Annotated in this window: 12 protein-coding genes; 9 read left to right on the forward strand and 3 right to left on the reverse strand. The window is 66.2% G+C overall.

The window, feature by feature from the left end; genetic code table 11:
- Window positions 1–18: 18 nt before the first annotated feature.
- Genes ACVKN3_RS13390 through ACVKN3_RS13400 form a run of 3 tightly spaced genes read right to left on the reverse strand, consistent with a single transcriptional unit; the run spans window position 19 to window position 2,917 of the window.
- Entirely contained in the window at window positions 19–951 is a 933-nt protein-coding gene (locus ACVKN3_RS13390; protein ID WP_354514624.1) for a glycosyltransferase family 2 protein, read from the reverse strand.
- Window positions 951–1,934: a glycosyltransferase family 2 protein gene (locus tag ACVKN3_RS13395; protein ID WP_354514626.1), complete on the reverse strand. Its 984-nt coding sequence runs from the start codon at window positions 1,932–1,934 to the stop codon at window positions 951–953. The genes ACVKN3_RS13390 and ACVKN3_RS13395 overlap by 1 nt, the downstream gene beginning before the upstream one ends.
- Window positions 1,935–1,936: 2 nt before the next feature.
- Window positions 1,937–2,917 (reverse strand): glycosyltransferase family 2 protein, encoded by a 981-nt coding sequence (locus ACVKN3_RS13400; RefSeq protein ID WP_354514628.1) that lies wholly within the window; start codon window positions 2,915–2,917, stop codon window positions 1,937–1,939.
- A gap of 171 nt (window positions 2,918–3,088) precedes the next feature.
- On the opposite strand from ACVKN3_RS13400, the gene ACVKN3_RS13405 reads away from it, so the two are divergent.
- The 9 genes from ACVKN3_RS13405 (at window position 3,089) to ACVKN3_RS13445 (ending at window position 12,829) form a co-directional block, all read left to right on the forward strand.
- On the forward strand, window positions 3,089–3,835 hold the full coding sequence (locus tag ACVKN3_RS13405; RefSeq protein WP_285405832.1) for an electron transfer flavoprotein subunit beta/FixA family protein: 747 nt from the start codon (window positions 3,089–3,091) through the stop codon (window positions 3,833–3,835).
- A 21-nt stretch (window positions 3,836–3,856) separates the two neighbouring features.
- Window positions 3,857–4,798: an electron transfer flavoprotein subunit alpha/FixB family protein gene (locus tag ACVKN3_RS13410; RefSeq protein WP_036139970.1), complete on the forward strand. Its 942-nt coding sequence runs from the start codon at window positions 3,857–3,859 to the stop codon at window positions 4,796–4,798.
- Between the two features lie 93 nt (window positions 4,799–4,891).
- A complete protein-coding gene (locus ACVKN3_RS13415) occupies window positions 4,892–6,328 on the forward strand; it encodes a UbiA family prenyltransferase (RefSeq protein WP_354514926.1) in 1,437 nt (478 codons plus the stop codon).
- Complete coding sequence (locus ACVKN3_RS13420) at window positions 6,328–7,632, forward strand: FAD-binding oxidoreductase (RefSeq protein WP_354514630.1); 1,305 nt, start codon at window positions 6,328–6,330, stop codon at window positions 7,630–7,632. Before ACVKN3_RS13415 ends, ACVKN3_RS13420 begins: the two co-directional genes overlap by 1 nt.
- Before the next feature lie 20 nt (window positions 7,633–7,652).
- Window positions 7,653–9,383: a hypothetical protein gene (locus ACVKN3_RS13425; protein WP_354514632.1), complete on the forward strand. Its 1,731-nt coding sequence runs from the start codon at window positions 7,653–7,655 to the stop codon at window positions 9,381–9,383.
- Between the two features lie 3 nt (window positions 9,384–9,386).
- Window positions 9,387–10,124 carry an SDR family oxidoreductase gene (locus ACVKN3_RS13430; protein WP_354514634.1) on the forward strand — a complete coding sequence of 246 codons (738 nt, stop codon included), beginning with the start codon at window positions 9,387–9,389 and terminating at the stop codon, window positions 10,122–10,124.
- Window positions 10,125–10,126: 2 nt separating this feature from the next.
- Window positions 10,127–11,071, forward strand: coding sequence for an NAD-dependent epimerase/dehydratase family protein (locus ACVKN3_RS13435; RefSeq protein WP_354514636.1), 945 nt, complete (start codon window positions 10,127–10,129; stop codon window positions 11,069–11,071).
- 22 nt (window positions 11,072–11,093) lie between these two features.
- Window positions 11,094–12,392, forward strand: coding sequence for an NAD(P)/FAD-dependent oxidoreductase (locus ACVKN3_RS13440; RefSeq protein WP_354514638.1), 1,299 nt, complete (start codon window positions 11,094–11,096; stop codon window positions 12,390–12,392).
- A 44-nt stretch (window positions 12,393–12,436) separates the two neighbouring features.
- Window positions 12,437–12,829 carry a GtrA family protein gene (locus tag ACVKN3_RS13445; protein ID WP_036143922.1) on the forward strand — a complete coding sequence of 131 codons (393 nt, stop codon included), beginning with the start codon at window positions 12,437–12,439 and terminating at the stop codon, window positions 12,827–12,829.
- Window positions 12,830–12,836 lie beyond the last annotated feature (7 nt).

A 12,836-nucleotide genomic window follows, 5' to 3' on the forward strand; every position in this document is an offset into this window, starting at 1 on the left:
GCTCACGCGGGGGCCGGCTCACAGCCGGCCCAGCACCGCGGCGAGCAGCAGCCCCGCATTGCCGATGGCGGTCTGCCGATAAAGGCCGGCGCACGCGAAGTGCCACAGGCGCGGCAGCAACCAAGTGGCGCGGCCCCGTGCGAAATGGTCGAAGCGCGCGCGTTCGTCGTCGCCCAGCGCATCGCGCATGTTCGACAGCAGGGCAACGTTGGCTTCGTTCCACTCGCGATGACGGCCACCCACCATGTCGGCCATGCGGCGCAGGCGAGCGCCCAATCCGGCATTCGAACCGATGATGTTCTCGGCATGCTGGCGATAACCCAGCGTCGGCTCTCGGTCGTAGATCACCCGACCTCCGGCACCCGAGACCACCAGGTACGCCCACCAGTCGTGCGAGACCACGCGGGCGGACGCCGGTGCGCGACACATCAGGTCACGCGCGCGACGGTTGAGCACCATGGTGTTGCCGCCAGCAAGGCTTTGCACCAGGGCATTGGCAAACGAGGGGCGGCGTGCGAACAGGGGCGAGAGGCCAAACGGCCGGCCCGCCTCGTCGATCAGCCGCGAACGGCCGCCGTACAGGGCCGGTTTGTCCGGCGGCACCGCGGCGAGCGCGCGAAGCGCGGTCTCCAGCTTGTGCGCATCCCATATGTCGTCCTGGTCGCTGAACGCCACGTAGTCGCCCGTTATGCCCTCACGATGCAGCATCGACATGAAGTTGCGCGAGTAACCGGCGCTAGGGCCCTGCCAGAGCACCACGCGCTCCGCGCCGAGCCGCTCGCGATAGGTCAGCAGGAGGGCGAGGGTCGCGTCGGTGGAGCCGTCGTCGGAGGCGTGGATCGTCCAGTCCGTATGGGTCTGGGCAACGATGGAGTCGAGTTGCTCGGCGAGGTGGCGGGTGCCGTTGTAAGTGGCCAGGAGGATGGCGACATGCTGCGTCCCGGTAACCATCATCCCTTCCTCAACAGGTCGCGCAACGCCGTTCGCGTGCCGGTGGCAAAACGCGTGTAGGCGCCGGTCAGCCATTCCCAGGCCACCGACGGCACACGGAAAAGCGGAGCGCGCGTGCCGATGCGCAGGCGTCGCTCGAGATGCCGTCGCGTGGCATCGATTTCGTTTTGCACGCCGTCGGGGGCGCCTTCGGTATCGAGGCGCTCATCCAGCGCGTCGACGCGTGCAACGGCTGCACGCAATTCATCCCCACGCGGCATCCGGAATTCGGCCAGGCGCGTTTGCCACGTGCGAGGCCGCATACCGATCTGGTTGCCGTCATGCTGGCGGTAGTCGATCAGCGGATCGTCGATGAAATCGACCTTGCCCGTCGCCGCGGCGAGGGTGGCGATCCATGCGTCGTGTACCCAGGCGGAGGGCACGGGCAAGGCACGGCCCAACAACTCGCGGCGGAATGCCGCCGTGGCTCCCGTGGCGATGTTCCGGCGCAGGTAGACGCGTAGCGCCTCACCGCCGTCGATCAGGCCCCGTTCGATCGAGGACAGTTCAAGCGCTTCGAACAGGCCACAGCCCATGTCCGCGCCGTCTGCGGTGACCAGGCGGGCATCGCTGTGCAGGAAGGTCAACGCCGGATCGGCCAGGAAACGCGATGCCATGGTGCCGATCTTGTCCGAATGCCATGCGTCGTCCTGATCGCACAGGAAGACCAGATCGCCCGAGGACTGCGCCAGCGAAGCGGAGAAGTTGGCGACATAGCCCAGCCGGCGAGGGCGACGTACCGCCTGCACGGTGACACCCCGCGTCCGCGCCAGCACGGCGAAGTCCTGGACGATGGTCCATGTGCCGTCCGTCGAGTCGTCATCACCGATGATCACCTCGTCAGGCAGGCGGCTCTGCGTCAGCAGCGTACTGAGCTGTTCCGCAAGGTAGGCCTGGCCATCGCATGTGCAAAGCACGACGGAAATGCGCAAGGCGGGCGCCATGGTCAATGCTTCCTCAATGCGTCGCGTAGTACCGACGACAGGCCGTTGCCGTGCCGACGATACCCGCCGCTTTGCCACTCGGACCACAGGTCGGGCCATCGCGCGTAACGCGGGCGGGAACCGATCGCCACGCGTCGGCGAAAATGACGCATGCGGTCGGTGACCAGCTGGCGCGAGGCGAGCGGCACCATCGCGTCCTCGGCAAAACGTTCGTCCAGTGCGGCCATGCGCTCCAGCCCCCGGATAAGCAGCGCATTGCGCGGAAGGAACAGGTCGGCGATCCGCTGGCGCCACGTGCGCTTGCGCATCCCGATCTGATTGCCGCCATGCTGCCTGTAATCGATCAACGGCGACGACAGCGGCAGGATGCGCCCGGTCAGCGCCGCCACGGTGGCCAGCCATTCGTCATGGATCCAGCCCGGGGGCACGGGCAGCGCACGACGCACCAGCGGCTGCCGGAACGCCGTCGTCGCCCCGGTGACCACCGCACGTCGCAGCAGCACCGGAAACGCATGGCCGGAGCGCAGGGCGTGCCAGTCGGCCGGAAGCAGTTCGAGCGCGTCGAACAACGTCTGCCCCAGCGGGGCGCCGGCCGCATCGACCAGGCGGGCATCGGTGAACAGAAGGGTCAGGTCGGGCTCCTCGGCTAGGGTCGCGGCCATCCGCGCCAGTTTTTCCTCATGCCACCGATCGTCCTGGTCGCAAAGGAAGATGAGATCGCCCGTCGCCAACGTGAGCGCATCGGCGAAGTTGGCGATGAAGCCGACGTTGGCCGGCCGCAGGCGAAGCACGACCTCCACGCCCTGGCCGCGGCAACGGGCCGCGAACCGCTCGATGGCCTCGGGCGTACCATCCGAGGAGGCGTCGTCCGCGATCACGATCTGGTCGGGCAGGCGCGACTGGGCCAACAGGCTGGCGAATTGCTGCTCCACATAGGCCGATCCGTTGTAGGTGCACACCACCACGCTAACGGTCGGCGTCATTAAAGGTCGATTCCGGACATGACCCCGGATTATCGCAAAGATACCCCCGCGCGCCACCTCTGCCGTCTGCCATCCCGCGGCGCGTCAAACGCCGGTTTGAAGTTTGGATAGAATACGGAGTCAACCCGAGGCGACCGCAACGACGGCCGCCCCTACGCACAGGAACCCCGAATGAAGATTCTGGTCGGCTACAAGCGCGTCGTGGACTACAACGTCCGCATTCAGGTCAAGCCGGACGGCACGGGCGTCGTGACCGACGGCGTGAAGCTCTCCGCCAACCCATTCGACGACATCGCCCTGGAAGAGGCCCTGCGCCTGCGCGAGAAGGGCGTCGCCGATGAAGTGATCGTGGTGGGCATCGGCCCGGCCGACCTGACCGCTCACCTGCGCAACGGCCTGGCCATGGGCGCCAACCGCGCCATCCACGTCCAGACCGCGGAGGCCATCGCGCCGCTGACCGCCGCCCGCACCTTCCTCAAGCTGATCGAGAAGGAGCAGCCGGGGCTGGTCATCCTGGGCAAGCAGGCCATCGACGACGACGCCAACCAGACCGGCCAGATGCTGGCGGCCCTGTGGGACCGTCCGCAGGCCACCTTCGCCGGCAAGGTCGAGATCGCCGACGGCAAGGCCACGGTCACGCGTGAGGTCGACGCCGGCCTGGAGACCATCGAGGCCGACCTGCCCGCGGTGATCACCACGGACCTGCGCCTCAACGAACCGCGATTCATCAAGCTGCCCGACATCATGAAAGCCAAGTCCAAGCCGATCGACGTGATCGAGCTGGACTCGCTGGGCGTCGATGCGGCAGACCACATCAAGACCACCCACTACGCCGCCCCGCCCAAGCGCAGCAAGGGCGTCATGGTGAAGGACGCCGCCGAACTCGTCGCGGCCCTCAAACAGAAGGGCCTGCTGTAAGGCAGCCGACCGGAGAATCCCATGTCCAAGATCCTCGTTATCGCCGAGCACCTCGACGGCAAGCTGAACGGTGCTACCGCCCGCGCCGTCAGTGCCGCCTCGGCCGTGAAGCCCGACACCATCGACGTCATCGTGCTGTCCGACGCCCCCGACGCGGTTGCCGCCGAGGCGGCGAAGATCGACGGCGTCAGCAAGGTGCTGACCGTGGCCCGCGCCGAGAACGCCCACGCGCTGGCTGCCGTGCTCGCGCCGCAGATCGCCAAGGCGGCCGCGGGTTACAGCCACGTGTTCCTGCCCTCGACCACCTTCGGCAAGGATCTGGCGCCGCGCGTGGCCGCCCTGCTGGGCGTGTCCCAGGTCAGCGACGTAATGACCGTGGAGGGGCCGCACAGCTTCAAGCGCCCCATCTACGCCGGCAACGCCATCGTTACCGTGGAAGTGGATGCCGCCTCCACGGTCGTCGCCACCATCCGCACCGCGTCGTGGCCCGCGGCCGCCGCCAACGGTTCGGCCCCGGTCGAGGCGCTGACCGTCGAGGCTACCCTGCCCTCGCACACCCGCTTTGTCGGGCTGCAGCAGGGCAAGAGCGACCGTCCGGACCTGCAGGGTGCCGCCAAGGTGGTTTCCGGGGGCCGTGGCGTGGGCTCGAAGGAAAACTTCGAGATCGTCTACGCCTTCGCCGACAAGATCGGCGCGGCCGTGGGCGCTTCGCGTGCGGCGGTCGATGCCGGCTACGTGCCCAACGAGATGCAGGTCGGCCAGACCGGCAAGATCATCGCGCCGGAGCTGTACATCGCCATCGGCATCTCCGGCGCCATCCAGCACCTGACGGGCATCAAGGACGCGGGTACCATCGTCGCCATCAACAAGGACGGCGAGGCGCCGATCTTCGAGATTGCCGACATCGGCCTGGTCGGCGATCTGTTCAAGATCCTGCCCGAGCTGGAAGCCGCCCTCGGCTGACCCATGGCCCAGGCAGGCGCCTGGGCCGTCACGTTCAAGGCCGCGGCGTCCGCCGCGGCCGTTTTTCTGATTCAGGGACTAGCAATGCCGGACATGGCGGTGGAAAACGCGGCAAAGACGGGCATCCCGCTTTGCGTCGACCTGGATGGCACGCTCATCCGCTCCGATTTGCTGATCGAGTCGGCACTGGCGCTGCTGGCGCAGCATCCGCTGGCCATCTTCTCGATGCTGGGCTGGCTGCTCCGGGGCAAGGCCCACCTGAAGCGCGAGATCGCGCGGCGCGTGCAGCTGGATCCGGTCGCCCTGCCCTACAACCACGAGCTGATCGACTGGCTGCGCGAGCAACGCGCCCATCGTCACGTGGTGCTGTGCACCGCCTCGGACGTGACCCTCGCCACACCCGTCGCCGACCACGCAGCCGTGTTCGACGAGGTGATGGCCAGCGACGGCCAGGTCAACCTGTCCGGTGCCAACAAGGCAAAGGCGCTGGTGGAACGCTTCGGCGAGAAAGCCTTCGATTACATCGGTAACGCGCCCGTAGACCTCGCCGTGTGGAAGCACGCCCACGCGGCCCTGGTCGTGGAGCAGGGCGAGACCCTGTCGAAAGCCGCGGCACGCGTCGCCCCGGTGGAAAAGCGCTTCACCGTGCGTAGCGGCGGCATCAAGGCCTGGGCGAAAGCCCTGCGTGTGCACCAGTGGATCAAGAACGTGCTGGTCTTCCTGCCGTTGCTGGCCTCGCATCGCGTGCTGGAACTCGATCGCGTCGCGGCGGCCCTGCTGGCCTTCGTCTGCTTCGGCCTGTGCGCCTCCAGCGTCTACCTGACCAACGACCTGCTCGACCTGCCATCGGACCGCCAGCACCATCGCAAGCGCAACCGCCCGTTCGCGGCGGGTACGCTGCCGCTGATCGCCGGCCCCATCGCCGCAGTGCTGCTGCTGATCGCCGGTTTCGGCCTGGCCTTCTTCGTCTCGCACCTGTTCGTCGGTGTGCTGCTGGGTTACTACATCCTCACCACGGCCTACTCGATCCGGTTGAAGCGGATCATGATGCTCGACGTGGTGGTACTGGCCACGCTGTATACGACACGCATCCTCGCCGGCACGGCAGCGATCCACACCAAGCCGTCGTTCTGGCTGCTGGCCTTCTCGATGTTCATTTTCCTCAGCCTGGCGATGGTCAAGCGCTACACCGAGTTGCTGGCGCTGCAGAAGAAGGGCCAGGTGAAGGCCAGCGGGCGCGGCTACGACGTCGAGGACATTCCGCTGATCCAGTCGCTGGGCGGCTCCAGCGGCTACCTTGCCGTGCTGGTGCTGGCACTCTATGTGGACAGCACGGCCAGCATGTCGCTCTACGACCATCCGCACTATTTGTGGATGCTGTGCCCGCTGCTGCTGTACTGGATCAGCCGCACCTGGGCAATCGCCCACCGCGGCATCATGCACGACGACCCGGTGGTCTTCGCCGTGATGGACCGCACCAGCCAGATCCTCGGCGTGATCGCGGCGGTGATCGTCGCAGCGGCCGTCTGATGGCCCGCGCCGGACGCTCCTGGGGCCGTTACCCCGTCACCACGGAAAAAGTGATCGCCCTGAGCGATCGGCATGCCCCCCTGCCGCCCAGTACCCTGCCCGTGCTGCCCCTGGGCAACGCACGCAGCTACGGCGACAGCTGCCTCAACGACGGCGGCGTGCTGCTCGCGGCGCGGGGCCTGGACCACTTCATCGCCTTCGATCCGGCCACCGGCGTGCTGACCTGCGAGGCCGGCGTGCTGTTTGCCGACATCCTCGACCTGGTGGTGCCCCAAGGCTGGTTCCTGCCGGTCACCCCGGGCACCCGCTTCGTGACTGTCGGCGGCGCCATCGCCAACGACGTGCATGGGAAGAACCACCATCGCGCCGGCACGTTCGGCCACCATGTGCTGGCCTTCGAACTACTGCGTACGGACGGCTCACGGCGAGTCTGCTCGCCCACCGAAAACGCGGACTGGTTCGCGGCCACCGTGGGTGGCCTGGGCCTGACCGGCGTCATCACCCGTGCCACGATCCAGTTGCGCCGCATCGCCGGGCCGTGGATGTCTACCGAGAGCCACCGCTTCGAAAGCCTGGCCGGTTTCTTCGACTTGTCGCAGGCCTCCGACCGGGACTACGAATACACCGTGTCGTGGATCGACTGCGCGGCCAAGGGCAAGGCGCTTGGCCGCGGCCTGTTCAGCCGGGCCAACCATGCGCCGTCGCGGCCGGACCAGCGCCCGGCGCCGTCGTCTCGGCGCCTCGCCATGCCGATCACCCCACCGGTCAGCCTGGTCAATTCGCTCAGCCTGCGGGCGTTCAACCAGTTGTATTACCACCGCCAGCGGCAACGCGTGGCGCACGCGACGACGCACTACCAGCCGTTCTTCTACCCGCTGGACAGCATCGCCCACTGGAACCGCATGTACGGCCCGCGTGGCTTCCTGCAGTACCAGTGCGTGGTGCCGCCCGCCGCCGCGGAAGCGACCATGTTCGAACTGGTGAAGACGATCGCCGACGCCGGCGGCGGCTCGTTCCTGGCCGTGCTCAAGCAGTTCGGTGACCGGCCTTCGCCCGGCATGCTGTCGTTCTCGCGGCAAGGCACGACGCTGGCCCTGGATTTTCCGAACGACGGCGCAGGCGTGTTCTCGCTGCTTGACCGCCTGGACGCGATCGTCGCGGACAAGGGCGGCGCGGTGTATCCGGCCAAGGACGCGCGGATGTCGGCCGCCCATTTCCGCGCTTACTTCCCGGCGCACGAGGCGTTCTCGGTGTTCGTCGATCCCGGTGTGTCGTCCAGTTTCTGGCGGCGTGTTTCGGCATGAGGGGGGATGCGTGGCACGGAGTGAACGCTTCGTTCGCCTCCCCATCTGATCCGCCCCACCGCCATCGCCTCACAAGCCCGCATTGGGCGACGGCGGCCACTGTCCTGGCCCTGGTGATGGTGCTGTATACCCTGATCGGCGTCGTTCGGGCCTATTCGCCCGTACCGTTGTGGGACATGTGGGACGGGTATATCGGATTCTTCCTGCAAGCCAGGGAAGGCGGCTGGTTGCCATGGCTGGATGGGCATGCCGAGCACCGGATCGTGCTGTCGCGGCCCTTCTTCTACGCCGATATTGCCTGGTTCGGGGCGCGGGGTATCCTGCCGATCGCCGCAGGCCTGGCCATCACGGTCGGTATCGCGACGATCTTCATCCAGGCTGCCAGGCGCTCATCGGACGCACTGACACCCGCGGCACGCAAAGCCCTTTGCGCCGTTCTTCTTGGCGGCACGTTTTTCTGGTCACAACGCGAGAACTTCACCTGGGCTTTCCAGGTGCAGTTCTTCCTCGTCGCCTGGCTGCCCCTGTCCGCGTTCTGCCTCGCGGCGCGCGCTGCGTCGGAATCAACACGCGGTTATCTTGCACCGGCAGCAACGGCATGTGCTGCGCTGGCACTGGGTGCGATGGCAAACGGCATCTTTGCCCTGCCGATCCTGCTCGTCCTCGGTGCCTGCGTGGGTCTGAGCCCCCGCTGGCTGGCGGGCACGGCGTTGACGACCGCACTTGCCGTGCTGCTGTTCCGGCAGGGGTTCAGCGGCGGACAGACGCATGTGCCGATGCTGGCGGTCCTCATGGATCGGCCGATGGACGTCGTCCACTTCGTGCTGCGCTATGTCGGCGGTCCGCTCTGGTTTGCATTCGGCAGGGCAAACTGGGCCATTGGAATCACGGAAATCGCCGCAGCGCTGCTGCTGCTGGGCACCTTAGCGTTCGTGCCCACGGCATGGCGCACGCGCCGCACCCACCCGATGTCGTTGGCCATGGTGGCCGTGGTGGCTTATGTGGCCGTCAGCGCCTTCGGAACATCGTTGGGCCGTCTCCCCCTGCCTTACGGGCTTGCCGGCGCGTTCGTCAGCCGATACACCACGATGGGTGGACTGGCCTGGCTGGCGAGTCTGGTCATGGTGGCGCCTGCCCTAGGCGATCGCATCGTGCGCGCTCTTCCCCTGGCGGCCACCCTGGTGCTCCTCGGTCTCATGTCCTGGCAACTCAGGGCCATCCGCAATCAGGCGTCCACCCTCTATTCGCGTGATCTGGGCGCCCTGGCCCTCGCCACGCAGATGAACGATCCGTCTGCCATCGCGCCGTTGTATCCGCCCGAACAGACGGCGCATGTGCTCGACATCGCCAACAAGGCAGGTAAGGCCCGTCTCTCCGCCTTCGGGAGGAACCACCTGCTGGCGGCGATAGGGTGGCTGGGCAGACGCGCGCCCGCTGCCAGGTGCCAGGCCGGTATCGAAACGTCACAGGTCCTCGCCTCGGGCCGTCCGCAGCGCCGTATCGATGGGCATCTGAAGATCGCGTTCAGCCAATCGTCCGACGGGGCGGCCCTGGTCGTGGACGAGCACGATATAATCGTCGGTTGGGCGCTGGTCCGGCCAAAGGCGGCCCGGGAGCGTGGCGATGGCGTCGACGGGCCCGCTTTCAGCGGCTTCGTCGACGACCCGCGGGTGGATCATGCCGGCTGGATGACCAGCTCCCTGCGCATCTGCGCTATGCCCATGGGCGCCTCTTTCGCGTATTCGGAGTAACACATGCAGCGAGTCCTGATCATCGGCGCGACCTCGGCGATCGCCGAAGCCACCGCCCGCTTGTACGCCGAACGCGGTGCAAGGCTCCATCTCGTCGCCCGCAACCGGGCGCGGCTGGATGCCATTGCCGACGACCTGCTGGTCCGCGGCGCCCCCGAGGTCACACGCGCCGAGCTGGAGATCAACGATCTTGCCGCCCACGGCGCCGCTCTCGACGCGGCCTGGGCGGCGCTGGGTGAGGTCGACGTAGTGCTGATCGCACACGGCACGCTGCCCGATCAGAAGGCCTGCGAGGCCTCCGTGGAGACCGCCCTGGCGGAGTTCGCCACCAACGGCACGTCCACCATCGCCCTGCTGACCCTGATCGCCAACCGCATGCAGACCGCCGGCCGCGGCAGCATCGCCGTGATCTCGTCGGTGGCTGGCGACCGGGGTCGCGCCAGCAACTACCTGTACGGCTCGGCCAAGGCCGCGGTCAGTGCCTTCCTCAGCGGCTTGCGCCAGCGCATGGCGAAGCACGGGGTGGCCGTCATCACGATCAAGCCCGGCTTCGTCGACACGCCGATGACCCGCGAGTTCAAGAAGGGTGCCCTCTGGGCCAAGCCGGAGGCCATCGCCGAGGGCATCGTCTCCGCCGTGGACAAGGGCCGCGCCGTGGCTTACCTGCCGTGGTTCTGGTTCGGCATCATGACCATCATCCGCTGCATCCCCGAATTCCTCTTCAAACGGCTCAGCCTCTGACCATGGCAGACAAGCACAGCAAGATCGTCATCACAGGCGCGGCCGGTCTGGTCGGCCAGAACCTCATCGTCGAACTGAAAAGCCAGGGTTTCACCCAGTTGGTGGCGATCGACAAGCACGCTTACAACATGGGCATCCTGCGCGACCTGCATCCGGACGTGGTGACGATCGAGGCGGACGTGGCGGTGCCGGGCCCGTGGGAAGAGGCCTTTGCCGGTGCGTCGTGCGTCGTGCAGCTGCATGCGCAGATCACCAGCAAGTTCACCGAGGAATTCGTCCGCAACAACATCGATGCCACGCGCGTGGTGCTGGACGCGTTCAAGCGCCATAACGTGCCTTATATGGTGCATATCAGCTCCTCGGTGGTGGTCTCGGTCGCCAACGACGACTACACCAACACCAAGAAGGCCCAGGAAAAACTGGTGGTGGAGTCGGGCATCCGCCATACCGTGCTGCGCCCCACCCTGATGTTCGGCTGGTTCGATCCGAAACATTTCGGCTGGCTGTCGCGCTTCATGGCCAAGACGCCGGTGTTCCCGATCCCCGGCGATGGCCGCTACATGCGCCAGCCGCTCTACGAGCGCGACTTCTGCCGTTGCATCGCCGATTGCATCGTGCGCGAGCGCAACGGCGAGGTGTACGACGTGGTGGGCGATACACGCATCGACTACGTGGACATCATCCATACGATCAAGAAGGCCAAGGGCCTGAAGACGCTGATCGTGCACATCCCCTATGGCTTCTTCGGCTTCCTGCTGAGGGTGTATGCGCTATTCAGCGGGAAACCGCCCTTTACCGAAAGCCAGCTCAAGGCGCTGAGCGCCGGCGACGACTTCAAGGGCGTGGACACGCAGGCCGTGTTCGGCGTGCGGCAAACCCCGTTCGCCGATGCCGTGCGCGAGAGCTATTGCGACCCCCGCTACTCCTCTATTGTCCTGAAGCGCTGAGCGCCCCGCCGGAATGCAGTCGATGAATCATCCCCAACGTGTTGCCGTACTCGGTGCCGGCCCCATGGGCCTGGCCGTGGCCTACCAGCTTGCCCGCGACGGGCACACGCCGGTCATCTTCGAAGCCGACGACCGCGTCGGCGGCATGACGGCGAGCTTCGACTTCGGCGGCCTGAAGATCGAACGGTATTACCATTTCCACTGCATCTCGGATGCCGGCTTCCTGACCATGCTGGACGAGCTCGGCCTGGCCGACCGCATGCGCTGGACCGAAACGAAGATGGGCTACTGGTTCGACAAGCGCCTGCAAGCCTGGGGCAACCCGGTGGCCCTGCTGAAGTTCAAGGGTCTGAGCCTCACGGCCAAGGTCCGCTACGGTCTGCATGCCTTCCTTTCGACGAAGCGCAAGCGCGAGGACTGGCGTCCGCTCGATCATATCGAGGCCACCGGATGGATTCGCCGCTGGGTGGGCGAGGAAGCATGGCGGTCGCTCTGGCAGCGCCTGTTCGACTACAAGTTCTACGACTACAGCGACAATCTTTCGGCCGCCTGGATATGGAGCCGTATCCGCCGCATCGGCACCTCGCGATACAGCATGTTCCGCGAGAAACTCGGCTACCTCGAAGGTGGCTCGGACACGTTGCTTCACGGCATGCAGCAGTGGATCACGAACCATGGCGGCGAGTTCCGCCTGTCGACGCCCGTTACCCGCGTCGTGATCGAGAATGGCACGGTCAGGGGCGTGGAGACGCCCGCAGGCTTCGAAGCGTTCGACAAGGTTGTCAGCACGATTCCGCTGCCCTTTGTCCCGCGCGTCATGCCGGACCTGCCCGCCGACATCCTCGCCAAGTTCAGTGCGCTGAAGAACGTGGCAGTGGTGTGCGTCATCGCCAAGCTGCGCAAGCCGGTGACGGAGAATTTCTGGCTCAACACCAACGACGACGACATGGATATCCCGGGTCTGGTCGAGTACACCAACCTGCGCCCGCTCGATCAGCATGTCGTGTACGTGCCGTTCTACATGCCGGGCGAGCACCCGAAGTATGCGGAGGCCAACGAGGTCTTCACCGACAAGGTCCGCCGATACCTGAAGACGATCAACCCGTCGCTGACCGACGAGGATTTCATCGACATCCGTGCGAACCGGTACCGCTACGCACAGCCGATCTGCCCGCCGGGCTACCTGGAATCGATCCCTCCGCGCAAGCTGCCCGTGCACGGTCTCTGGGTGGCGGATACCTCGCATTATTATCCCGAGGATCGGGGCATCTCCGAGAGCATCGACTTCGGCCGGATGATGGCACGCGAAGTCGTGGCATGACCGAACACACCATCAAGGCACCGCTACACCGCCGCCTGCGGGACCTGATGAAGTCCCAGTTCGTGCTTTTCCTGATCGTCGGCGGGTCTGCGGCGGTCGTGAACTTCCTTTCCCGGGTAGTGATCAACCACTGGACCAGCTACGCCTGGTCCGTCGGCCTGGCGTATGTCATCGGCATGACGACGGCTTTCGTATTGAACCGCCTGTTCGTGTTCAAGGGGTCGTCCCAGGCCGTGCACCACCAGGCACTCTGGTTCATCCTCGTCAACCTGTTCGCGCTGGTCCAGACGCTGATCGTCAGCGTCGTGCTGGCGAAGTACGGCTTCCCCGCCATAGGCTTCACATGGCACCCCGAAGCTGTCGCGCATGCCATCGGGATCATGCTCCCCCTCGTGTCGAGCTACTTCGGCCACAAGTACCTGTCCTTCAGGAACTGAAGGGCAA

The organism is Luteibacter sp. PvP120, assembly GCF_054055715.1.